The sequence below is a fragment of the Daejeonella rubra genome (assembly GCF_900103545.1).
Classification (GTDB): Bacteria; Bacteroidota; Bacteroidia; order Sphingobacteriales; family Sphingobacteriaceae; genus Daejeonella; species Daejeonella rubra.
In genome coordinates, this window is the sequence record NZ_FNHH01000019.1 from 40,476 (window position 1) to 65,136 (window position 24,661).

The window sequence follows — 24,661 nt, forward strand, 5'->3', positions numbered from 1 at the left end:
AAAAAGGCTAATATTATTAATAGGTCTGCATTAAATATATCTTAAAAACGCCTAATGAAAACAAACTTTTTATCCATTGCACTTTTAGGTCTGGGACTTACAAGTTCAGCACAAACCACTATTCCATCAAGCTCCGTACAGATTCAAACCGCACTTTTGGCGGCTCCGGTAGACAAACGAGATGATGCAAGTGTTTATGGTTATAATGAAAAAGGTGATTTTATTTTACTGAGAAAAGGCAAAAATGAAATGATCTGCCTGGCCGATGACCCTAAGATCCCCGGATTAAATGCAGCTTGTTACCATAAAGACCTTGAACCATTCATGAAACGGGGTCGGGACTTAAAAATGGCTGGAAAAACTCCAAAAGAAATTTCAGATATCAGAGATGCGGAAGCAAAAGCCGGAAAACTGAGAATGCCTAAACAACCAACAAGTTTATATGTTTATACAGCCAAGGCAGAGAATTTTGATGCTCTGGCAGGAACTGTAAAGGATGGTTACCTCAGGTATGTGATCTACATCCCATATGCAACACCAGAAAGCACCGGATTGCCATTAAAGCCCAGCAGTCCTGGAATGCCATGGATCATGGATCCGGGAACTCATCGTGCACACATCATGATCAGTCCTCCGCAGAAAAACTAAAATTAATTCAGGTTAAGAATTTTATAGATCAATGAATCTGGATTTCGGGTTCATCATCTGATTTGGATCTTCTATTCAAGAATGAATCCTTCTTCATTGTTCTGGCTGCCAATATCGCGCTGACCAGCATAAAAACAGCGCCAGCCAGGAAAGGAGCGCCTGCAAACTTAATACTTCCTTCAGGCCTTGTAAACCAGGCAAAAAGATTTGTCATTAACAGAGGACCGATGATTGAAGTAACACTCATCACACTTGTCAGGGCTCCCTGTAATTCACCCTGTTCATTTTTGGGAACATTACCTGAGATAATAGATTGTAAAGCAGGTCCTGCGATGCCACCAAGGCAATAAGGAACCAAAAAGACAAACATCATCCAGCCTTCGGTGGCAAAAGAAAACAATAAAAGTCCGAAGGCATACAAGCCTAATCCTATATAGATACTCTTCTCTTCACCGAATTTCGGAGTGGTATAACGAATCAATCCGCCCTGAACTGAGGCAATAAGGATACCTATAAAGGTCAGGGAGAGGCCCATCAGCGAGTTACTCCATTGAAATTTTTCAATATTGACAAATGTCCAGGTGCTTTGTACTGCATGCCCCCCGATATATACCAGAAAAAAGGCTACGATTAGACCACCAACACCCTTATATTTCTTTAACTGCATCAAAGAGCCCATCGGATTTGCCCTTTTCCATTCAAATGGCCTCCTGTGTTCCTTTGAAAGCGATTCAGGTAAAACAAAGTAGCCATAGATCATATTCACAAAAGTGAGTACCCCTGCGGCAATAAATGGAACTCTGGGCCCTAACTCACCTAATAATCCGCCCAAACCAGGACCAATGATAAACCCTAGTCCAAATGCAGCCCCAACCATACCAAAATTTTTGGAGCGTGTTTCGGGGGTACTGATATCAGCGATATAGGCGGTAGCCGTTGTAAAACTTGCACCGAAAACGCCAGCAATGATCCTTCCGATGAATAACCACCAGATAGTTGGTGCAAGAGAAAGGAAAATATAGTCAATACCAAATCCAAAAAGGGATAACAGCAATACCGGACGACGGCCGTACTGATCACTCAAATTACCAATTACAGGTGCGAAAACAAACTGGGTTATGGCGTAGGCAAACGTTAAAAGTCCGCTCCATTGAGAGGCCGTACTCATATTCCCGCCAACTAATTCAGAGATCAACTGAGGAAATACCGGTATGATCAAACCAAGTCCGATGACATCAAGCAATAAGGTAAAAAAGATAAAACTGATGGCAGCTTTACGGGGTCCTGGCATAAATATTCTGATGAGAAATTGAGTCGCTGAAATTAGTCATTATTTTGGAAAATGCTGGTTTTATAAGCCAAAGCAGATGCTTACGAGGAGCACCATCCAATATTTTACATAGGTTCTCCAATTAAGGGCTAAACAAATAAGACAATACGAACTGTTGAACGACCCTAATTATTTTAATACTTATCCTTCAAAATGATACAGGAATACAACCTCGCCTTTAAATGCAGGTTTGCTCTGGCCTATTATTTCGAGTTCTGCACCAATCGTAGCCTTAGTCACTCCCCGCAGATTGGCAATTGAAACAAGTTTAGCTTTTAACCTTACATCGTTGTTCACAATAACAGGCTGTCCGAATCTTAGATTTTCAATACCGTAATTGATCTCCATTTTTAGATTTTGAACATCAACAATTTGCTTCCACAAATAAGGAATAAGCGAAAGTGTAAGATAACCATGCGCGATTGTTGCCTTAAATGGTCCTTCATTTTCAGCTCGCTCCGGATCAGTATGGATCCATTGATGATCCAGAGTTGCATCAGCAAACTTCATGATCTGTTCCTGTGTAATTTTGTGCAGTTCGGAAACACCAAGCTCTTTACCCAAAAAAGATTCGAATTCATTAAAATTTCTAATTACCAGCATAGTCTCCTGAGATTGTTTAAACTTTGTGTGAAAGAGCAATATAAAATCAAATTTATATTTAAATTAATGAATTTGAATTTCTTTGCGTTAAATAGAGTTTATTAGATACATGAAAAATATCCGGGCATATTCCTCAACAAAGAAAAGACTGATTTGGGTAGTTTTTATGTTTGTACTGATTTTTTTACTATTCCGACTAAAAAACTATCCTGCGATCGTTGAAGAGTATTACTCACAAGCAATTTTTCCATTCATTCGGTCAGGCCTGCAGCTGATCTTCAATCGTATACCATTTAGCATAGGCGATATTTTTTACTTACTGCTCACACTTTTTATAGCAGTCAGCATTATCCGGATCATCAGGAAAGGCTTCTTTCAGAAAAAGGCTAAAGAAGCGGTTCATTTACTTCTTGGTCTTGTGCTTGCTCTGCAAGTATGCACTTTGGTATTTTACCTGTTCTGGGGCCTCAATTACTTCAGAACAGAGGCATTTGAAAGGCTTGATCTTACAGAATCTGACTATTCTGCTGCAGAACTCATAGCAGTTGGTTCCATGCTCATTGACTCTGTCAACTATAGCCGCGCTGAAGTTCGATCAGAAGATCTCGCTCAATCAAATGATAGCATTTTCAAATCAGCATCCCAGGCAATTCAAAATTTCGGAGCCTCAGAACCTGTAGCTAAGCCTTCCTTATCAGGACCAATTTTAAGTTATCTTGGTACAGCGGGGTATTATAACCCATTTACAGGAGAAGCCCAGATAAACGCTCTGATGCCGGTCTATTTAAGACCATTTGTAGCTTGTCATGAAATGGCTCATCAAAATGGATTTGGAGCAGAAAATGAGGCCAATTTTGTCGGGTTTATTTCTGGAATTAACTCAAATAACAGGCTCCTTAAGTATTCATCCTACTATCTTGCAACGCAGGAATTCCTTACTGCCATTTGGACTACCGATAGTATGGCATTTAAGACTTTAAAAAGCAGGATCTCCCCAAAGGTTTTAACTGATCTTAAATCGGAGAACGAGTACTGGAAATCCTATCGCGGAGCTACATCAAAGCTTAGCAGCATCTTCTATGATAACTATCTGAAAGCAAATAATCAACCCGACGGCTTAAGAACATACAACAAAATGATCAGGCTAAGTATGGCCTATTACAAAAAAAAGGGGCTGATTAAAGCCCCTGTAAATTTATCGCCCTAAGGCCACTTCGCGTGCCTTTGTTGTTGTGTAATACTTTGCGATCATATTTGGCACCTCCCATGCAGGAAGTCCTCCTTTTTTCAGATACTCAAGATACTTTTTAGTTACCTGAGCAAAATGATCTTCATGGCTAACTTTATAGGTATCAGGAATAATTACTTCCCAGCCATTGGCAATCTTCTTTAGTTCAACACCAGGATATTTTATATTCAGCTGTTTCAGATCGGCCATGATTGCCTTTTCAAAAGCTTTAAGATCTGTTTTCGCTACCGGCTCAATATATAAGGCTGGTTTAAAATTCTGCTCTTTACCCTGCTTGATAACTACGCTGGCATTGGTCCCCCACATCACAGAAAAATGGGTATCTCCTGTTCCTTCCGGTGCCTGAAAATCCCAGGTTACAGATATTTTAGCATGAATACCTTTCAGACGGTAGTTTATTTCGCCATTGGAATAAGAATTCAAAATCCCATTCTTCACATCTGCTTTCAAATATTCAGGGTATTCTTTCTTCTGGGTTACTTTTTCAAATTGTTCAGCATTGATACTGGTTGCCCATCTTTTTGCAGATACAATTTCTATATCCTTTTTATAATCCAGGATCTGATCCGGGAAGCACTCCCATTGAACCAGATCAACAAGATGGGTGGTTATATCAGTGATACCTTCACCCTGTTGTTTAACATCAAAGAACCATGCCGGTCTGACAAGTGGTTTCCCGGAAACATTTTTAAAGAAATGATGCACACTAACTTTGGTCACTGAAGGATTTTCAGTTGTACCTTTCTCAAGCTGACCGAATGCCGGAAGATGGGCAAACTCCTTTTGAAGCATGCTATTGATCTCATACCTTTCTGTCATGATATCATACAGAAGTACTTTATTCTTTTCTGCAGATTCAAATGCCTTTACCAGCATGTTAAATCCATCCAGATCAATCGCCATCGGCTTATCTGCAAGAACATTCAGTCCCGATTCAACAGATCTGCGGATATAATCAGTTTTCATTTTATTATTACCGGCGATCACAACCACATTCCCTGCTTTTTCAGCGAACATTTTATCAAGGTAATCCGGACCCGTATAAACTTTTTCTTTCCAGGCAGTAGGATTCTCATCACGCGTATTATAGCTGTCGATGAGGCTCAAATGCGACTTTACTTCCTGACCATCAGGTGCATAAACATGAACTACCGAATCAACATCCTCATACATGGATTTCTGAACCAGAGCGGAATGAAAATGACCGGGATCGAGCGTGATCAGCTGCAATTTATCATCAGTTTTTTCCTTCGGTTTATCTGGATTCGTAGAACAGCCTGCTGCAATGATCATCATGCAATTAATTAATAGAATGTGTTTAAGATTTTTAAGATCAGTTCTTATCATAATTAAATTATTTTCTCAAGTGTTATAGATTTTAATTTAGGAGATAGTATTTGTATTCCTGTAAATGCGATCAGATAAGCACATCCTGCAAACAGGAACAATGAAACATAGCTTCCTGTAGTTTGAAGCAGGAAGCCGCCAATTGTAGCAGCGAACATACCGCCAACAGCACCCAGCATACTTCCTATTCCTACCACGGAACCAACAACCTGCCTTGGAAACATGTCTGTTGTCAGGGTAAACAAGTTTGCAGACCATGCCGAGTGAGCAGCCAAAGCCAGGCCGATCAATCCAACAGAAACCCAAATTTCTGTTGCTTCAGCAGCAAAATAAACAGGAACCACGCATAATGCAGAAACAAGCATAGTAGTTTTACGACTCTTATTTATGGACCAGCCATGCTTGATCAGTGCGGATGAAGCCCATCCGCCAAGAATACTGCCCAGATCAGACATCAGGTATATTACCATCAGTACCGGGCCTATTTTATCAATTCCAATATCATAATTCGTGTAAAAAAACTTAGGTAAAAAGAACAGAAAAAATGAAAATATGGGATGGGTCATGAATGCTCCGAATGCAAAAGCCCAGGTTTGCCTGTATCTCAATAGCTGGAGCCAGGGAATTTTAATCTCAGGCTCAACAGGGTCACTTGTTATGTATTCCAGTTCTTCTTTACTTAAACCTGGATGATCTTTTGGAGACTTATAGATCCGCATCCAGAATAGTATCCAGATAAAGCCAATTGCACCAGTAATAATAAAGGTCATTTGCCACCCATAATGAATAGCAATAAAAGGAACAGTTAGCGGAGCTATGATGGCTCCAATACTTGCACCGGATACAAAAATCCCGGTCGCAAGGGCTCTTTCTTTTCTGGGAAACCATTCAGAAACTGCCTTCAAGGCAGAAGGAAAGTTGCCGGCCTCTCCTAAGCCCAACAGAAAACGAACACCAGCAAAGCCAAACAAGGAACTGACCAGTGCGTGCATCATTGTTGCAGTACTCCAGAATCCAATAGCGATCATAGAACCCAAACGAGTGCCTATCTTATCCAGGAGATGCCCCATGAAAAGAAATCCAATTGCATAAGCAGCCTGGAAAGAGGAGACAATAAACCCGTACTGAGAATCGGTCCAGCTGAATTCTTTTTGAAGCTGTGGCGCCAGGATTCCGAGCACCTGACGATCAACAAAGTTAATTGTTGTGGCCAGAAACAACATGGCGCAGATCTTCCAGCGATACATACCAATTCCCGATGTTGGAGTTTTAATCATTACTTCCTCAAATTAATTTAAAGATCATTGTCTATTCTCTCTGAAAGCAGATATTTTACAGGAGTCACAATAATAAAGGAGGAAATAAAACCTTTCATTTTCAAACGAACGGAAAATTTAAAAAAATAGAACCTTATTAACAATAAGGTTCTATTTGAGTATATCTTAAACTTTAGGCTCCCAACCTTTTTGGTAATCTCTTGTCCATAGTTTCATAGCAGCAGGATCATTTTTAATATGACCATTACCAGGGTCTATATTCAACGTTTTCCCTGTACGTTGAGCAATATTTCCAAGCTGGCATAAAAGTGTACTCCTATGGCCACCATGTATATCTGAAGCCAATGGCGTTCCGCTCTTTATCGCGCTAAAAAAGTTCTGAAGATGATAAGCATCCAGCTGTTGTGAAGGGCTGGTCAGGTTAGTTGCATCAACCTTGGTCTCATTCTTAGCTTCCTTAATGATATTATTCTTAAGGTCATAAGCTTTATATGCATTACCGCCACCGATCACCATAGTACCATTTTCACCATAGAAGATCACTCCTACAGTACTTCCCTCTATCGGGAATGGATTACAACTTCGACCCTCCCATGAAATTGTTGATTTATTGGCGAATTCTATGCTAATATTTTGTGTATCAGGCGCTTCCCAATCATCCTGATATCTGTATCTGCCACCGGCAGAGGTTACTTTTGTCGGGAAGTCAACCTGCAGGCCCCAGCGGGCAAGATCGATCATATGCGTACCATTATTCAAAGCCTCACCTGTTCCCCAGTGCCAGAACCAATGCCAGTTATAATGGATCAGGTTATCTTTCAACTCCCTGCGTGGTGCAGGTCCCTGCCAAAGATCGTAGTCAAGCCATTCAGGTACCGGAATGGTCTTACCTACCCCTATTGAAGGTCTGTTATTAGTATACCAGGTTTTTGCATAATACGGACGGCCAATAATTCCGCCATGTAATTCAGCGATTCCGGCAGCTACATTTGGCCATGAACGACGCTGATTACCCATTTGAATGATATTTTTATATTTATTAGCCGCAGCAATTAGCAGTTCTCCTTCATGTGGGTTATGACTGCATGGCTTTTCAAGATAGACATGTTTTCCAGCAGCAGAAGCCAGTAAAGCAGCAGGAGCATGCCAATGATCCGGAGCGGCAACTACTAAAGCATCCAATTGCTTATCTTCAAGTGCCTTTCTGAAGTCAGGCTGTGCCTTAGGAGTACTGTCCTGTATTTTGGCAACTGTGCCGATACATTTTTCAGCAGCTCTTTTATCAACATCACAGATGTAACGGACCTCACAATTCTTTTGAGCGGCAAAATTAGATGCAAGTGCCAGACCACGACTGTTTACACCCATCATTGCAACCTGAATTCGCTCATTTGCTCCAAGAATGCGGGCATAACTTTTAGCGCTAAAACCTGGCAAAACACCTCCGAAGGAAAGTGCGGCAGCCCCGGTTACTGTCTTTTTAATAAAATCTCTGCGGGTATCTGAATTTTTCATATTTATCAGTTTTCGGACCTGAAAGCCCCTTTATAAATTATTTTTTAATAGGTATGATCATACTGAATATTCATCTTTCCAGTATTGTGTTTTTTCTGTTTCTGCAGCTTGATTTCCCATGTGTACTGCTATAGCTACATCCCGACCGTTATTTACATTAGATGCAGGTTTCTTCCCTTTTAAAATACATTCTGCAAAATCCTGCAAAGCATAAGAAGTTGGATCCAATTGTTTTTCAAAAACTATTGGCTGTCCTTTTCCACCAGGAAGAACTTCAATCGTTGCTCCGGTCACACCATCAACTGTACCCAGTGTTTTTTTGGTTGCTTCAGGATAGATATATGCCTGATCTCTGAGAATTTCAATCGTTCCTTTTGATCCGAGTATTCGTATGGAATACCCTTTATATTCATTGGAAAGGATAGATGTTACACTTGCTTTCACACCCCCCGGATATTCATAAACAAGCCTGATATTATCAAAAGTTTCTCTACCGTCTTTCCAGTAATCTATTCCACCAAAACCGGCAACTTTCAAAGGATGACTATCCTCCATCCAGTTCACGATATCTATTTCATGTGCACTAAGTTCAGAAAGAACTCCTCCGCAATATTCCTTATACATACGCCAGTTAATCGCTCGCTCCATTTTAGGGTCGCTTACCGGTTTACGCCAGTCGGAATTACGATTATACTGACATTCATAATGACTAACCTTTCCAATCCATCCCTGTGAAAGGATCTCTTTCACTTTTAAATACATCGAATAATAGCGGTACTGATGTCCCACCTGAAAAACAAGGTTTGATCTTTCTACTCTTTTTACCAGATCAAGCGCCTGCGGAATAGTATAGGCCATGGTTTTCTCCATGTAAATATGCTTTCCGGCGGCTATGGCATCCACTGCCATCGGATAATGAAGGTACAGAGGTGTTGCGATGATCACAGCCTGAATATCCTTATCCTGGAGAAGCTTTTTATAGTCGGTATAAGATCTGGCTCCTTTTGCAGCAAGTTTCATACCACCCTGCAAGTTTTCAGGTATGATATCACAGCAGGCAATAAGCTCAAAGCCCTGAATTTTACTAAGCAATGAGGCTAATCCCTGTCCTCTGCTACCTGAACCTATGAGGCCAATTCGTATCGGACCAGTCTGGCCCAAATCACTCAGAGAGATCCCCTGATATCCAAATGCGGTTAAACCAGATAAGGCAAGGGCACCGGTTGCAATAAATTTTCTTCGTGACTTATCTGTTGTTTTCATTATATTTTTATCAGAATAATTTTTAACGCTTTAATGATGATTTGCTGAACATAGAATCAAGACTGACAGGAATTCCACCCATTTTTTTACTTGCATCTGCTGCTTCCATAAATGCACATATCTCGAGAGTTTCCTCAGAACTGACCGGCACTACCCCTGTTTTGAAAAAATCAATTATTCTTATAAGTAATGGATTATAACCACCATAGTCGCCAATAGGAGCTGTTCCTTTTTCTGCGAATACGGTACCTCCATATCCTGCTTTACCTGAACGGGTACCACGGAAAGTTCCTACTCTTCCATCATTCCAGGTACCGGTAACTACATCTGTATCAGCAGTACTCACTCTTACCACTTCCTTGCAGCCTGTTCCCATAACTGTGAATAATGATTCTACACCATGAATACCATACCAGAAAAGATCTGGATGAGTACTTTCAAGGTGACATGGACTATAGGTTTCAGCACCAAGAACTTTTCCCAGCTTACCGGCAGCCAGCTCCTGAGCACCGGTGGTATATCTTAACGATGAGGAAGAGAAAACGCCAACATTTGCTTTCTTTGCAGCCGCAAAAATTGCAGCGGCATCTGCAAGCGAAGCTGCGATTGGTTTATCAATAAAGAAGCGCTTACCCGCTTTGATCACCTCCAGGGCTTGTTCAAGGTGTAATCGGCCATCATTAGTTTCTAAAAGAATAAAATCAACTTTTTTCAAAAGGTCAGCAATTGAGCCCGTAATTTCAACCCCCAGAGTTTTCATTTCTGCGGTATAACCCAAAATCCTGTCGGAGCTGCTCTGTATTTCCCTGCTACCATATGGATATGCCGCAACTACCTTAAATCCTCCAAACTCAGGACCTGCAGCAGGATTATTCAGGGCCTTTGTAAAGGCGATACTATGAGAAGTATCCAATCCAATTATCCCTACCCTTGTGCCTTCTGCAAACAATAGTTTCGAAGCGGGACCAAGGTTTTCAGCAAAGCTATTCATGCCTAATCCTATACCTGCCGCAGCCAGGGCCGAAGTTTTAATGAACGATCTGCGATTTTGTTCTGAACTCATTTTAATATAAAATTATCGATGTGTTATTCAAATACTTTTCTCTATAAGTGCTAGAGATGATTTCACACATGAAAAGTAGAATAAACATCCCGGTTTTGCAAATTATGAACCTGCGATTTTAATAGCATATCACTAAGGTTACCTAACTTCAGCCTGAATAGGCGTCATTTTAGGAGCCAAAACCCGAAACATCAAAAACCAGGCGATCAGATAGGCCGTTCCACAGAACAGAAAAAGAATGTAATACCCTGTTTGAACATCGCCCTGAGCTTTATAATAATCAAGCAAGGCACCGGCAGATTTCGCCACTGTGATACTTCCAAAACCGCCGAACATTCCACCGATTCCGATTACAGCTCCAATAGATCTCTTTGGGAACATGTCTGAAACCGTGGTCAGAATATTGGCCGACCATGCCTGATGTGCAGACATAGCAATACCAATAATAATGACGGCATACCACATATCATAGGAGCCTGCTGCCTGTGAGAACATCACTAAAATTGGGAACAATGCATAAATAAACATGGATGTTTTTCTGGCGCGAACCATGCTCCAGCCTTTGGTATTCATGAACCACATGGGCAGCCATCCACCTGCAACACTACCAACACCTGCCATCAGATAAACCACTGCAACAGGAAAACTTATCTCCATTCCAACAAGACCATATTCGGAAATTAAGAAGGCAGGAAGCCAGAATAAGAAGAACCACCATACTCCATCAGATAAAAATTTACCGACAGCAAAGGCCCAGGTTTGTTTATACGTCAATAATTTACTCCAAGGAATATCTGCCTGGGGTTCAGTACCCTCAGCCAATACAGACTCCCCGTCGCTGTTAATATGTTCAAGCTCTGCAGCATTAACCAGCTTATGCTTGTCGGGCGAATTATAAAGAAGGAACCAGAAAATAAGCCATAAAAATCCGACAGCTCCGGTCAGAATAAAAGCCATTTGCCAGCTATAACTTATCGCTATCCAGGGCACTATCAAAGGAGCTATCACCGCTCCAATATTGGTCCCGCTATTAAATATACCTGTTGCAAAGGCTCTTTCCTTCTTTGGAAACCACTCTGCCACCACTTTAATAGCTGCAGGAAAGTTTCCGGCTTCTGTCACTCCCAAAAATGCTCTTACCACCCCAAAGCCAAAGGTAGATGTTGCAAATGCATGCATGATAGACGCGATGCTCCATAGGATCAGGGATATCGCATAGCCAAGTTTACTGCCGATCTTATCAATAATACTTCCCACACCCAGCATCCCCAGGGCATAAGCCAGCTGGAATGAAGCCACAATATTTGAATAATCTGATTCCGACCAATTAAATTCCTTCTCAAGCATAGGCTTTAACAAGCTTATGACTTGTCTGTCGAGATAATTGATGGTTGTAGCGAAAAAGACCAGGGAACATATCGTCCAGCGATAATTCGTCATTGGCTGCAGGCTGGTTAATATGGGCACTTTCATTCAGACCGGTTTTTATATTTATCAGGAATTAAAATATTTCTTTGCGTTAAAGTAGCAAATATTCTCAACCATTTTACCAAGCCAATCTATGTCAGCAGGTAACTCACCATTTTCAACATCATTCCCAATTAGATTACAGAGGATTCTCCTGAAATATTCATGTCTTGGATAGGAAAGAAAGCTTCTTGAATCGGTGATCATACCAACAAACCGGCCTAACAGGCCCATATTAGATAATGCATTGATCTGATCAATGATTCCATGTTTCTGATCAAGAAACCACCAGGCTGCTCCAAACTGGATCTTTCCTGCTACTGTACCATCATTAAAATTACCTGCCATGGCAGCAACCATTTCATTATCAGCCGGATTGAGATTATAAAGTATGGTCTTTGTCAGTCTGTTTGTTGAATCCAGCTTGTTTAAAAATTTTGAAAGGCTCACCGCCTGTGAAAAATCACCAATGGAATCGAATCCGGTATCGGGACCAAGCTCGCCTAACAGTCTCGAATTATTATTCCTTAGTGCACCCACATGATATTGCTGAACCCAGCCTTTTTCATGATCCCAAATGGCCAGGTTAATAAGCATGCATGACTTAAACTTTAACACTTCAGAAGCACTTAAAACCTCCAGATCAAGGATCTTACTAAAGATACCCTCGATTTCAGCATCTGTATATTCTTCACAATAAAGCTGCTCAATTCCATGGTCAGAAACATTACAACCATTTTGAGCAAAGAAATCATGCCTGCTCTTCAGAGCATCCAGAAACTGCCTGAAATCAGTTATTTGCTGCCCTGAAATTTCACCCAGTTTTTTAATGTAGGAACTAAACTCAGGTATATTATCTGCATTCATTGCCTTATCAGGTCTGAATGATGGCAAAACTTTAGTAAAAAAACCATCTGCCCTGATCTTCTGATGAGATAACAGATCATCAAGAGGGTCGTCTGTAGTTCCAATACTTTCAACATTCATTTTTTCAATCAGACGGCGAACAGAATATTCCGGAGTCTGGAGTTTTGCAGTACATTCATCATATATCTTTCTTGCGGTAGCCGGAGATAGAATATCATAAACATCAAAATACCTTTGCAGTTCCAGATGTGTCCAGTGGTAAAGCGGATTTCTTAAAGTATAAGGAACGGTTTCGGCCCATTTTTCAAATTTTTCATAATCGCTCGCATCGCCTGTTATATATTTTTCAGGAATACCATTGGCCCGCATGGCACGCCATTTATAATGGTCTCCATACAACCATATTTGCGCTAAATTTTTGAAGTTTGAATCTTCTGCAATCTGGTTTGGGGGAAGATGGCAATGATAATCTATGATTGGCAGTCTGGCAGCAAAATTATGATAAAGTGTTTTTGCTGTTGTGGTTTCAAGTAGAAAGTCCTGGTCTAAAAATGTCTTCATTTGTTTTTATTCTCAAGGTCGGATTGTATTAAACATGCCTGTACCGTAAAGCAATATGGTAAATTTTCTTCTTAAAACTACCCAAAATCAATTCGATAGATCATACGCATGCTCACCCTGCTACATGAAATTAATAATCTGAGCCAAAAAATCACTAACTTATTATCTTTAAGAGTGCAATAAAAATGAATTGATTTTCAGGAGTCAATTCAATATAAATTATACAGATGAATTCAATTGTCCTCCTGATAGCAGGTTTTATTTTATGTTCGGCTTTAATTACCTACAGTGGAACCCGGCTTTCTAAATATGGGGACATAATTGCTGAATTAACTGGAATGGGCAAAGCCTGGATGGGACTGATCCTAATGGCAGCTGTAACCTCACTTCCCGAGCTATTTACAGGTTTCAGTGCTATAGTATTGATAGATTCTCCGGACATTGCTGTTGGAAGTATCATGGGAAGTCTTTCCTTTAACCTGGTAATTTTAGCTGTACTGGACTATTTTGTACCGGGCAAACCACTTTCATCAGTAGTGACCAAAAGCCATGTTCTCGCAGGATTTTTCGGTATGATTCTGATTGTTCTCTCGATCATCGGAATATTATATGGAGACCTTATGCCTGACATAGGCTGGTTTAGTACTTTTCCGGTTTTGCTTATCATCCTCTATTTGTTAACTATCCGGATCATTTATGAAAATGACCGAAAATTTTCTACAGATACAATTCAGGGAGTCAACACGGAATACCGTGATAGATATAAGGACATTAATTTGAAGATCGCAATCAAACGATATGTCTATTATGCCCTCCTTGTAATTGCGGGAGCCATATTGCTGCCTTATTTTGCCGATGAGCTTGCTACAAGAACAGGCATGAGTGAATCATTTGTTGGAACACTTCTGGTTGCAGCAACCACCTCATTGCCCGAACTGGTTATATCAATTGCCGCTGTCAGAATGGGCAGCATGGACATGGCTGTTGGCAATCTTTTAGGAAGTAATATTTTCAATATGCTAATCCTGGCCATTAATGATCTATTGTACACCAAGGGGAAATTATTACTGGTAAGCGATCCAAATCATGCACTAAGTGGCCTTGTTACCTTACTTATGACCGCCGTGGTTGGTGTAAGTATATTGATCGGTTCTCCAAAAAAGAGGTTTGTTTTAGGTATTGATGCAATTATTCTGATCATACTTTATATCACCCTGATATTATCATTATACCACTTAGGGTAGGACAGTCTGGTACTTTTTTTCAGAATCAGATCAGGAAAAAGAAGCAAGTAGTTTTATTTCATTTCTATAAAGAATGATTTTCTCATCGTTTTCGAGCTGCTTTAAAAGTCTGGAAATAACTACCCTTGAAGTAGCCAGTTCGTCAGCGATTAAATTATGAGAGGCCTTGATAACACTGGAACCGCTCATTCGTTGTTTTTCTTTTAAATAGGCTATAAGTCTTTCATCGAGTTTATGAAACGCGATACTTTCAATTGATTTCAATAGTTCTATGAAGCGCTCATTGAAACTGCGCATGATATAGTTTTTCCAGCTTGGGTAGGTACAAAGCCAATCATCCAGCTTGAGATGGGGAATCGCAATTAGTTCAACATTATCTTCAGCTACCGCCCTAACTTCACTTTTCTTGGCTTCCAGACAACAACTATAAGCCATTGAACAGCTTTCATTACTTGACAAATAGTATAAAAGGATCTCATTTTCCTTTTCATCCAAACGGGATACCTTCACAGTACCTTGCAGAACAATTGGCATCATGCGGACATATTTGCCATAATCCATGATCAGATCACCTTCCTTAAAGGTTTGAAAGATCCCGAACTGTTGTATCTCAGTTATTAACTGAGGTTCAAAAATACTCTTAAGCTTATCCAGATTAGCTATCATCAGAAATGAAAGTTTAAAACAAAATTAGTTTGAAACATATTTACCTTATTGATCACCATTTTACTATTACCATAGGTTTCGCCGCCATTGATCTTAGCTACCAGGAGGAGTTGGGCTTCGAGACCTTTCAATGCTTTAGCAAAGGTATATCTAAAATCTGTATTTATCTGGGTATATGAAGGAAGACCATATTTGTTCAGGGCATAGTTCTTTACATCTGGTAGCTTATAATAACCTACTGCAATTGATGTTTTAAAGCCAGATTCCGGAAATTTATGGTCCAATTTAGCCATAAATGCATGTAAATCTCCAAAGCCTTCATTTCGCTCGCGTGGAAGAAATGTAAAGAATGGGTCTCTTCCCCATTCTCTTGGAACCAAATAGCGCCCATCAGCAGTAATGCGGTTATAATTCAGAGAAGTCTCCCAGGTATTATTTTTCAGAGCCAGTTTAGCACCAAAACTTAATGACCTGGAATCCTTTAAAAAATAGCTGGCTGATTGGTCCTGATTACCGCCATCATGTATGGCATCCTGTTTAATTAATTGGGCCGCAGCAATGAAGTTTGTTTTATTTTTTAGTGGCAAAACGAGATCGGTCTGTAACATCGCTGTATTAAAAACATTTTCGGTGTACATATCCCAGGCCTGGAGTTTTAATTGCTTTGTCAGATTGGTTTTTATCCCCATTAAAGCCACACCATTACTTTTAATATTGTTCGGGTATTTTGATGGAGTACCATCCGGATTTAAACCTGCAGAGTATGCCCCGATTGTTTCCCCGATAGTATACCATTTGGTTGTACTCCGGGGTGAGATGGCATACAGCCAGCCCCCTTCAATCTTTAAGCCCTTTATTTCATTGATCTCGGCCCAGAAACCTTCCGTTCCGGTTGGCCTCATTCTGCCGTCCTGAAGATTAATAAATGGAGTATTGAGTAATTGGCGGCCGAAGATCAGCGATGATTTATTAACATGATATTTAAGATAAAATTCTTCCAGACGATCAATATCACTTTTATTTTTGGGATCCTCCAGATCAAATAAGCCAATCTCATAGCGGTTGAATTGTCCGCTTGTTGGATCTGCCTTTGTCATATCAGATGAACCAATATTGAAAATATAAAACCCGCTTATTGCAAATTGAAAGTTATGAAACCTGGCAGTTTCAAACCTTAAACCACCACCGGCAGCATTTGCATAGTAGTCTGTAAGTTCGCCTTCATTTACAGTATTCATAAAAAAATACCTGAAATGACCCTGCACCTTACCTCCCTTAAATGCCCCAAGTAAGGAACCACTATCCGCTTCATTAGTTTCTTTGCCTTTGTACATTTCAGGACGCTCGCTGACATCCTGATGTTGAGCCTTAGCATTCTCAAACTGAAAAAAAATAAGGCATAGCAAAGCCAGGTAGAAAATAGATCTCATTTAAATTAGATTTAATCGGACGGCAGAATATTGGTGTTATAACTTAATATAACTCCAGCCTTCCTGTTGTTTTTTTGCAATTTCCAGAACCCCTGAGGTTACGGTACCAGCTCCTGCAACTAACTCTTCTTTAGTGACATTTCTCTTTTTCATAGCAAATTCACATGCTACAAAACTCACTCCTTTATCAGCATACATTTTGATCTGATCCTGAATGACGCAGGTCTTTTTCACCAGCATATTTAGTCCTCCTCCGTGGCAAACCACTTCAAATTTTGTGTCAGGTGCCACACTAAAATAGTTCTTTAACTGGCTCATCAATGTCTGATGGATCACCGTATCTGCTGAAGTGAGCTGAAAAACAATTTTCAGTCCATGATAGTTAGCGGCAGAGGCCATCTGACCGTTTGCTGATTGAGCACTCAGGCTATTTGAAACAACAAACAGCAGAATTACAAGAAGGATTTTTTTCATCTTTGTTTATTTAGCGAAATTGATAATCAACTCCTGTAACCTGAGTAAGCAATTTTTGCGGAGCATCTAATACTTTCGCAGACAATGGAGGCTCAGGAGTTACTGGTGAATTTAGCTTTAAATATTCTTTTAACACAGAGTGTAATGTAAAAGGAGTATTACTTGCATTTGAAACCCCTCTCATTCTGCAAAGCATATCCAGAGGATCGCCTTCCCGTTCACATGCACAAATACGGTAAGTTTTGCCATAATCCAATGGTTTTCCGTCAACTTCAACCTCCTTAACACGCTTACCATTATCAGCAAATGCGTTGAAGCTCACTTTCATACCTTTAAATTTGATCACCCATCCGCCCAAACGCTGAGAAGCATCTTCTGCAAATACATTATTTAATTCCCTCTCAAGCCAGTCGGTAATTTGCTTACCTGTCACAGAACCGGTTCTTACCACACTATCCACCGGAAGCATATCATAAATATACCCGTTTGTAATCGGAATATTGCCTGTTGAATCAACAGTAGCATTTGGCGGACAAAATCTGAAGCCATTTGAAAGAACAATATCAGCTTCTTTGATTTTCCATTTTAATGCATCCAGAATAAGCGTATCTATTGTATTTTCAATTACAAAATAACGGTAAAGCGGAATAGTGCTGTATCCGGCGATGGTATTGATATCATCTTCAAACGGAATTTCATTTTCTTCAATTAAACGGCTAATACTTTTATCCGCTTTATATTTTTTTGAATCTATTTCAACCAATGAATAATCATCCTGAACAACCTTACCATCCTTTATTCTAAGTTCTAGTTTGCCAACAAATGAACCAAATGCTCCGGGTTCAACTACTTTAGAATATTTACATTGAATTGGTTTTCGTACACGTTCATGTGTATCACCCCCTAAAATATAGTCAATACCTTCACATTCAGGAAGATTGGCTATATGAATTTGCTGTGAAAGGCCTAAATGAGACAACATTAAAACATACGCACATTGCTCCTGGTTTTTTAATACATCTATATAATGAGCAAGATTTTCTTCGGGTTTTGTATAAATAATGCCTTTACTATAGCTTGGAGATTGCCTGACTGGCACTAAAGGATCGGTATATCCTATAAAACCAATTTTTACACCTTTTACATTCCAGATATGATAAGGCTGAAAAATTAATTCTCCCTTCTTACCATCACCAAGGTCATGATACATATTTGCACAAACTTTGGGCGCATTTAATGACCCCAGTAAAGTTTGCATTGCCTTTTTGTAATATATAACCTCCCAATTACCAGGCAGGTATAGATCGTAGCCAAGTTCATTTAAAACCGGGACCATAGCCTTGCCGGATGTCTTCACTGAAAGTTCACTTCCCTGAAACATGTCCCCGGTATCGATAATAAAGGTATCCGGGTTTCTTTTCTTCTCCTTCTTCAGGTAAGTAGCAAGATGAGCATAGCCACCTGTTTTACGAAAAACTGACTGATCATTTTCCCAAAAAAGTTCATCATGAGGGTGTACCTGACAATGAACATCTGTAGTTTGCAAAATGGATATGGTAAATTCCGATTCACTTGAATTATCATCCGTATTAACTGAAATTTCTTCAGCTATTGAAAGGATTGGGTTAGCTGAAATCAATGCTGCACCGGCTCCAATTGCGCCAACTTTTCTTAAAAAGCCCCTCCTGTTATTCTCCATATTATTAAATTTTTAAGAAATCAACCCTATATCTTTTTTTCATTAGCAAGCGCTGCGGCTGCTTCGCGTTTCTTTTGTTCTTCTGCAATCGGTTTAAATGGCCCGTATTTATGTTGTTTTTCAGTAAACGTATCAGCAAAGGGACCAAAAGGATGATCGATAGGCTTTTTAGACTTATCAGGCCAGTCTTTAGGAACATTAATATGCGGACGGGCCTGTGAATTTACAAAGGCTGCAATATCCCATGCCTCTTCATCACTCAATTGCGGATTTTCATGAGTTGCACCGATAGGCATATTGTATTTCACATATTTTGCAAAATTGGAAATACGGTACAATCCTGCTCCATCATTATAGCTGTTCTTTCCCCATAACGGCGGAAAAGTATATTCCGATTTATCGGGATTCAACAAGCCTGAACCATCAGGCTGATGGCAGCTCACGCATTTTCCCGCATATACAGCCTTACCATTAATGGGATCGGCAGCCCTGTCAAGAAAAGCCAGATCCTTAAATCCAGATCCAGCTGCTTTTTCGCCCTTCTTCACATTGGTCCCCAAATAATTGATATACGCTACAATAGCCTTCATTTCCTTTGAGTTGTCATCCAAAGCAGACCCGTTCAGACTTCTTTCAAAGCAATCATTAACCCGTTTTTCAACATTTTCAACTGCACCGCTTCGTGCTCTGAACTTTGGATACAAAGACGCTACAGAACCGTAATTGTTTGCAAAAACTGCTGTTCCAGCCTGCAAATGGCAATTCTGACAATTCATTCCATTACTAATCTGCATGACAGAACCATTCGGACCAAGATATTTTGAGGTATGAGCAATTAGCTCCCTGCCATACTCTACCGTTTCTTTTTCTGTGGGATCAGAAATGGTACTTACATCCGGCGCGATCCAGTATTCCTGAACAATTTTCTTTACTTCAGCAAGAACTGCAGGCGCATCCTCCAGCACAACTTTTGGCCTTTTTGGCAGATTGCTGATATAATACCCTAGCGGGAGGGCAACCATAAAAACAATCAATAATACCATAACGAGAATCAGTTTATTGATAACTGAAAACAGATCGTTAAGTATATTTCTGTCATCCTGCTTCTCAGACATAAGCTTAAATTTTAATGAGGTAATTTACTCTTTAAAACACCATATAAATAAGTCCCGACCAAAGCAAAAAAGAAAACTATTGCCATTGCCCAGTATCCATAGCCAACATTAACTACCATTGGACCCGGACAAGCACCACTTAAAGCCCAGCCAAGTCCGAATATACTGCCACCTAAAAGGTAGCGGCTAACAGATCTGTCTTTCGGACTAAACACGATAGGGTTACCATGATAGTCGCGTATTTTAAACTTCTTTATCAATGCAACACCAGTCACACCCAATGTTACGGCTGTTCCAATAATTCCATACATGTGAAAGGCCTGAAAACGGAACATTTCCTGAATTCGAAACCATGAAACAGCTTCAGATTTGGTCATTACTATGCCAAAAACTATACCCAGCAAAAGGAATTTTATAAATTTCATCGATTAAAATATTAAAGGCATTATTAAAAATGTCATGATCAATCCGCCGGCAAAAAAGCCCATTACAGCTATAAGGGATGGTATTTGCAGATCAGATAAACCACTGATCGCATGTCCTGACGTACAACCACCTGCATAACGGGAACCAAAACCAACCATGAGGCCTCCAAATGCAAGGATCATGAAACCCTTTAATGAGAACATGGCCTCGAGACCGAAGAGTTCTGCAGGCTGTAAAGATTCAGGTGCAGCAAAACCAAGTTTAGATAGATCTTCAATGGTTGATTGTGCAATCTGCACCGGTGCATCAGTAGAAAGAAATTGTTTAGTTAAAAACCCTCCTAAAATAGCACCTACAAGAAAGACCAGGTTCCATATCTGGCTTTTCCAGTTGAAATCAAAAAATTTATTCGTTTTACCCAAACCAGCTGCTGCGCAAATAGTTCTAAGATTTGACGAAAACCCGAATGACTGTCCAAAAAATAAAAGGAAGAACATTATCGCAGCTATCATCGCCCCTGAAAACCACCAGGACCAGGGCTGTGTTATTAATTCTATCATTTTTTAGTTATTTAAGTGAAAGGAAATAATTGGTTTAAAAAGATGGTTGATCAGCTTCTCAGTAGCACTTTGATGGAACAAACCACCCTTACCATGTGTACCGATACAGATAATGTCCATATTACTCATCTGATTAAAATGAACAACACCATTCTCCACATCCTTATCATTGATTAAATGGCATTCATAATTTTCAATACCATTCAGCTCAGCAAACTGTTTCATATCTGCCTGAACGCTGGCCTTTTCAAATTCAACCTGACCGGAAGTGATCTGAAGCAAGTGAACTTTAGTATTAAATGCTTTGATCAGTTTATGCATTAATTCCATTCCTTCCTTTTTAGGATGGTTGAAGTTATGTACAAGAAGCACATTCTGTATCTGAAGGTCTGAACGGTCACACATTAAAGACAGGAGTGGAGTTTTAGACCTGCGAGCAATTATCTGGGCTTCTGAACCAGAAAGAACTTCCTTAATCCCACTTGAGCCTTTTGTTCCCATCACAATCAGGTCAAAACTATTGGAATTCGAAAAATCTAAAATAGCATCAGTTGTTTTCCCAAGAACCAAATGAACGTTTATTTGACTCCCATAAAGTACTTTCAGATTCTCCAGCTTTCTTAAAGCAATTTCTTTCTGTTTTACTACGTAGTTCACATCAATTTCACCACATGTTTGAATGTCACCTCTGGAGTCCATTGTAACTGTATCCGGAACATTTAATACATGTAGAAAATGAATATCTATGGTAGTTTTTTCTTCAAGTTTCTTCACCATAAGATAGGCGAATTCGGCCTGAACAGAAAAATCAGTAGGTATTAGGATTTTTAAGCTTTCCATATTAATAAATTATCTGTTTTAACTTAATTGCAATTAATATTTTGCCACTCACCTCTGTTCTCAACATTTGTTAGACCATGCTGTGCCAGAATACTTTTTGCAACATTAGCACGGTTTCCGCTTCTGCAAACCAGTATGATTTGATCGTAATCCCGTAGAGTGTCTACATAATTTTCAATTTTATCCAGCGGGTAATTCACGCTACACTCAGCATGACCATCCATATTGAACTCATCTACTGTTCTTACGTCTACAATAATTGTTTTCATATTGCTTTAATTATTAAATAATTGCTTTTGACCATTATTAGCTCAGAAACAAGCTTATTAGCGTGCGGTATGAACTAATAAATTTATGAATTTATCTATAGAATCTATTTTACAAATTGCTTTACATTCTCTGAGGTTCCCCCATTAACAACATTGGTAAATCCGCTTTTTTCAAGAATTGATTTAGCCTGAGAACTTCTATTTCCACTACGGCAAAACACTATGATATGCTTCTTATCTTTAAATTTAGCTAAATGATTAGATATGCTGTCCAATGGGATATTTACAGAACCTTTTACTTTAGACTGAGCATGTTCCTGTGGAGTTCTGACATCTACCAGGTAAGCACCCTCATCAATAAGTAATTTCAAATCCGGTTTTTCAGCAGCTCCAAATAATTTTTTAAAAAAGTTTATCATAATATTAAATTGAGAATTTTTTAATTACTCCAACCAGGCCGTTTTTGGGTACCACGCCACTCTGTCTCCACAATACTTTACCTTCCTTAAAGAGTATCAATGTTGGAACACCCTGTACCTGATAATCAGCTGCAGCCTGTGGATTTTTGTCCACATCAACTTTCAGTATACTGGCCGCATCACCTATCTCTTGTTTTACTTCTTTTAAAATTGGTGCCATTACTTTACAAGGACCACACCACTCTGCAAAAAAATCTACAAGCACTGGCTTGTCAGATTGTATTAATTCATTAAATGTCATCTTTAAAGTTTTTATGGTAATATTATTAAACTACTTCTTCGTAGGAAACATCCTTTGATCCGGATTTTTTTCCGGGAGGAGGTGTAGCGCAGGCTCCTCCACCGCAGCAGCTTGCATTAAAAACAGCCATCCCGGCAAATAATAAACCTGCAAGACCAAATAATATATCAGCGGCTATAATAGCCTGAACAATAATTGCCACACCAATTCCTAAACGAAGAAATCGAATGATGTTCCAATTATTTAATATTAAATCCTTCATGTTTAAATCCTCCTAATTAATAAATTATAATACAAAAGTAGCGGCTTGCATTTCGTTTCTGAGTAACAAAGGTTACAAACGAAAGGTTAGGTAATCGAGATATTAAATGACCGTCAGAAATAGATTTCAATTAATCCTCTGAATCTATTTGAGTGTCCGACTGGTAGTTCCCAATATGTTTGCGGTTATTTTTCAGTTTACTTTTTTGGTGAAAAAACCTCAAAAGACCGATGAGAAGAATCATTACAGCTATGATCCAGGATCCAATCTCAAAGTACAGACCATAGCTTAACTTCAATAAATTATTTATGGTCATCCCGGCAACAGCAAAATATAAGGAGGTTCTCACAAATGCAAGCAAGGTTCTGTCAATTGCCATGTCGGTTCTTTCCACAGCAAGATTCTCTCTGAGAATAAGATCCTTATTTAAAATTTCATTTGATTTCAAAGTATTATCTTTTAGTAAGCAGGCACACAATATTCACTCTTCCAAAACACTTTTGTGGTACAACACATCCTTCTATTGGCAATAAGACCAGCAATTGCAGTAATTGCAGCAACAATGAATAAGGCATAAGTTATCCCAAATGCATCTGCCAATACACCACTTAATATTGCTCCAAACACATAACCACTATCCCGCCATAGCCTGAATATACTCAGGCTTTCAGCACGTTGTTTTGGGTGGGTACTTTCAGCGATAACTGAAAGAAAGTTAGGATAGACCAGTGCAGTACCAAAGCCTAAAAGTATGGAAGCAAGGATCAATAATGGCAAAGAAGATGCAATCGCTACAATTAAAATTGCCAGTGCCTGTAAAAGCATTCCGGCAGTAATTATTTGTTTTTTACAGTAATGGTCGCCCATTTTACCGGTAAATAGTTGGGAAATACCCCAAACTGCAGGATAAATTGCTGCAATAATTCCGATCTGCGTAATTCCAAAACCTCTTTGGATCAATAACATTGGGAGCAGGCCCCAGACTACCCCATCATTGAGATTATTCACCAAACCATTTAAGCTTACAGAACCCAGATTTCTATGTTTCCAGGTTGTTTCTTTCCAAACATTTTCCAGGAGGGGCAGTTTACTTGTTAAGCTCTCCGTATGGACAAAATGTGTAGTATCCTTAACAAGGAAAATACTGATCAACAATCCTGCAAAGGCAAATATCACTCCCGGAATAAATGGGAAAAAAGCATATCCATAATCAGCTGCGATTGAACTTGCCAGCCATGCCGCAAGACCTACGGAAAGATAGCCTGCGAACTCATTGATTCCCATTGCCAAGCCACGGTTCTTTGAACCTACAAGGTCTATTTTCATGATGACAGTAGAACTCCATGCAAGGCCCTGATTGATACCCAGTAAAATATTGGCTGCTATGACCCAATTCCAGCTTGGTGCATACATCAATAAAAACGGAACAGGAAGAGCCACAATCCAGCCGATGATCAGGATAGTTTTACGATTGAACTTTTTGGAAAGTTGAGCAACGGCATAATTACTTAGAGATTTACTTATCCCAAAAGCAATAATAAAGGACATCAAAGCCGCATTTGCACTTAGTCCGAACTCCAGCTTTCCAAAGCCAGGCATGATGGATCGTTCCAAACCTACCATTGCCCCGACAAATGCATTGACCAGCACCAGTAGGGCAAACTGAAATTTATTTTTTTCTAATCCTTGCATATCACTCTAATTTAACAATAAAAAAACAGAATCTGATGTACAATTAAGGGAGGCTTTCGACCTCCCTTATATTG

Annotated in this window: 26 protein-coding genes; 3 read left to right on the plus strand and 23 right to left on the minus strand. The window is 39.6% G+C overall.

Annotation, left to right across the window (positions count from 1 at the left end; all coding sequences use genetic code 11):
* Positions 1-54 precede the first annotated feature (54 nt).
* Complete coding sequence (locus tag BLR27_RS12860; RefSeq protein ID WP_090705488.1) at positions 55-648, plus strand: hypothetical protein; 594 nt, start codon at positions 55-57, stop codon at positions 646-648.
* Positions 649-676: 28 nt separating this feature from the next.
* Here BLR27_RS12860 and BLR27_RS12865 read toward each other — a convergent pair whose 3' ends face one another.
* Both BLR27_RS12865 and BLR27_RS12870 read right to left on the minus strand, forming a co-directional pair.
* Positions 677-1,939, minus strand: coding sequence for a TCR/Tet family MFS transporter (locus BLR27_RS12865; RefSeq protein WP_090705490.1), 1,263 nt, complete (start codon positions 1,937-1,939; stop codon positions 677-679).
* Between the two features lie 180 nt (positions 1,940-2,119).
* Positions 2,120-2,581, minus strand: a complete 462-nt coding sequence (locus tag BLR27_RS12870; protein ID WP_090705492.1) for a MaoC family dehydratase — start codon at positions 2,579-2,581, stop codon at positions 2,120-2,122.
* A 109-nt stretch (positions 2,582-2,690) separates the two neighbouring features.
* On the opposite strand from BLR27_RS12870, the gene BLR27_RS12875 reads away from it, so the two are divergent.
* Positions 2,691-3,788 (plus strand): DUF3810 domain-containing protein, encoded by a 1,098-nt coding sequence (locus BLR27_RS12875; protein WP_090705493.1) that lies wholly within the window; start codon positions 2,691-2,693, stop codon positions 3,786-3,788.
* On the opposite strand, the gene BLR27_RS12880 is transcribed toward BLR27_RS12875, so the two are convergent.
* The 7 genes from BLR27_RS12880 to uxaC all read right to left on the minus strand — a co-directional run bounded on the left by BLR27_RS12880 (position 3,777) and on the right by uxaC (position 13,190).
* Positions 3,777-5,177, minus strand: a complete 1,401-nt coding sequence (locus BLR27_RS12880) for a putative oxidoreductase C-terminal domain-containing protein (RefSeq protein WP_245704512.1) — start codon at positions 5,175-5,177, stop codon at positions 3,777-3,779. The genes BLR27_RS12875 and BLR27_RS12880 overlap by 12 nt on opposite strands.
* Positions 5,178-5,179: 2 nt before the next feature.
* On the minus strand, positions 5,180-6,454 hold the full coding sequence (locus tag BLR27_RS12885; protein ID WP_090705495.1) for an MFS transporter: 1,275 nt from the start codon (positions 6,452-6,454) through the stop codon (positions 5,180-5,182).
* Between the two features lie 165 nt (positions 6,455-6,619).
* Entirely contained in the window at positions 6,620-7,969 is a 1,350-nt protein-coding gene (locus BLR27_RS12890; protein ID WP_090705496.1) for a Gfo/Idh/MocA family protein, read from the minus strand.
* A gap of 57 nt (positions 7,970-8,026) precedes the next feature.
* The gene (locus BLR27_RS12895; protein WP_090705498.1) at positions 8,027-9,232 is read right to left on the minus strand and encodes a Gfo/Idh/MocA family protein; all 1,206 of its coding nucleotides are present in this window, start codon (positions 9,230-9,232) and stop codon (positions 8,027-8,029) included.
* A 22-nt stretch (positions 9,233-9,254) separates the two neighbouring features.
* The gene (locus tag BLR27_RS12900) at positions 9,255-10,295 is read right to left on the minus strand and encodes a Gfo/Idh/MocA family protein (protein ID WP_090705500.1); all 1,041 of its coding nucleotides are present in this window, start codon (positions 10,293-10,295) and stop codon (positions 9,255-9,257) included.
* Positions 10,296-10,433: 138 nt separating this feature from the next.
* Positions 10,434-11,768: an MFS transporter gene (locus tag BLR27_RS12905; protein WP_176767701.1), complete on the minus strand. Its 1,335-nt coding sequence runs from the start codon at positions 11,766-11,768 to the stop codon at positions 10,434-10,436.
* Positions 11,769-11,789: 21 nt separating this feature from the next.
* A complete protein-coding gene (uxaC, locus tag BLR27_RS12910) occupies positions 11,790-13,190 on the minus strand; it encodes a glucuronate isomerase (RefSeq protein ID WP_090705502.1) in 1,401 nt (466 codons plus the stop codon).
* Between the two features lie 227 nt (positions 13,191-13,417).
* On the opposite strand from uxaC, the gene BLR27_RS12915 reads away from it, so the two are divergent.
* Complete coding sequence (locus BLR27_RS12915; RefSeq protein ID WP_090705503.1) at positions 13,418-14,434, plus strand: sodium:calcium antiporter; 1,017 nt, start codon at positions 13,418-13,420, stop codon at positions 14,432-14,434.
* A gap of 30 nt (positions 14,435-14,464) precedes the next feature.
* On the opposite strand, the gene BLR27_RS12920 is transcribed toward BLR27_RS12915, so the two are convergent.
* The 14 genes from BLR27_RS12920 to BLR27_RS12985 form a co-directional block, all read right to left on the minus strand.
* Complete coding sequence (locus BLR27_RS12920; RefSeq protein WP_090705505.1) at positions 14,465-15,100, minus strand: Crp/Fnr family transcriptional regulator; 636 nt, start codon at positions 15,098-15,100, stop codon at positions 14,465-14,467.
* The gene (locus BLR27_RS12925; protein ID WP_090705506.1) at positions 15,100-16,530 is read right to left on the minus strand and encodes an OprD family outer membrane porin; all 1,431 of its coding nucleotides are present in this window, start codon (positions 16,528-16,530) and stop codon (positions 15,100-15,102) included. The genes BLR27_RS12920 and BLR27_RS12925 overlap by 1 nt, the downstream gene beginning before the upstream one ends.
* 36 nt (positions 16,531-16,566) lie before the next feature.
* Complete coding sequence (locus BLR27_RS12930; protein ID WP_090705508.1) at positions 16,567-17,004, minus strand: DsrE family protein; 438 nt, start codon at positions 17,002-17,004, stop codon at positions 16,567-16,569.
* Between the two features lie 10 nt (positions 17,005-17,014).
* A complete protein-coding gene (locus BLR27_RS12935; protein ID WP_090705510.1) occupies positions 17,015-18,703 on the minus strand; it encodes a bifunctional metallophosphatase/5'-nucleotidase in 1,689 nt (562 codons plus the stop codon).
* A gap of 26 nt (positions 18,704-18,729) precedes the next feature.
* Entirely contained in the window at positions 18,730-19,818 is a 1,089-nt protein-coding gene (locus BLR27_RS12940; RefSeq protein WP_090705512.1) for a c-type cytochrome, read from the minus strand.
* Positions 19,819-19,829: 11 nt separating this feature from the next.
* On the minus strand, positions 19,830-20,243 hold the full coding sequence (locus BLR27_RS12945; RefSeq protein ID WP_090705514.1) for a DUF6691 family protein: 414 nt from the start codon (positions 20,241-20,243) through the stop codon (positions 19,830-19,832).
* Positions 20,244-20,246: 3 nt separating this feature from the next.
* Positions 20,247-20,804, minus strand: coding sequence for a YeeE/YedE family protein (locus tag BLR27_RS12950; protein ID WP_176767702.1), 558 nt, complete (start codon positions 20,802-20,804; stop codon positions 20,247-20,249).
* A 3-nt stretch (positions 20,805-20,807) separates the two neighbouring features.
* Complete coding sequence (locus BLR27_RS12955; protein WP_090705516.1) at positions 20,808-21,644, minus strand: universal stress protein; 837 nt, start codon at positions 21,642-21,644, stop codon at positions 20,808-20,810.
* Between the two features lie 23 nt (positions 21,645-21,667).
* Positions 21,668-21,913, minus strand: a complete 246-nt coding sequence (locus tag BLR27_RS12960; RefSeq protein WP_090705518.1) for a rhodanese-like domain-containing protein — start codon at positions 21,911-21,913, stop codon at positions 21,668-21,670.
* A 104-nt stretch (positions 21,914-22,017) separates the two neighbouring features.
* Positions 22,018-22,332, minus strand: coding sequence for a rhodanese-like domain-containing protein (locus BLR27_RS12965; protein WP_090705519.1), 315 nt, complete (start codon positions 22,330-22,332; stop codon positions 22,018-22,020).
* A gap of 4 nt (positions 22,333-22,336) precedes the next feature.
* Positions 22,337-22,633 carry a thioredoxin gene (trxA, locus tag BLR27_RS12970; RefSeq protein ID WP_090705521.1) on the minus strand — a complete coding sequence of 99 codons (297 nt, stop codon included), beginning with the start codon at positions 22,631-22,633 and terminating at the stop codon, positions 22,337-22,339.
* Positions 22,634-22,658: 25 nt separating this feature from the next.
* Entirely contained in the window at positions 22,659-22,895 is a 237-nt protein-coding gene (locus BLR27_RS12975; protein WP_090705522.1) for a hypothetical protein, read from the minus strand.
* A 130-nt stretch (positions 22,896-23,025) separates the two neighbouring features.
* Entirely contained in the window at positions 23,026-23,343 is a 318-nt protein-coding gene (locus BLR27_RS12980) for a DUF202 domain-containing protein (RefSeq protein WP_143007749.1), read from the minus strand.
* A gap of 11 nt (positions 23,344-23,354) precedes the next feature.
* Positions 23,355-24,587, minus strand: coding sequence for an MFS transporter (locus BLR27_RS12985; protein ID WP_090705525.1), 1,233 nt, complete (start codon positions 24,585-24,587; stop codon positions 23,355-23,357).
* Positions 24,588-24,661 lie beyond the last annotated feature (74 nt).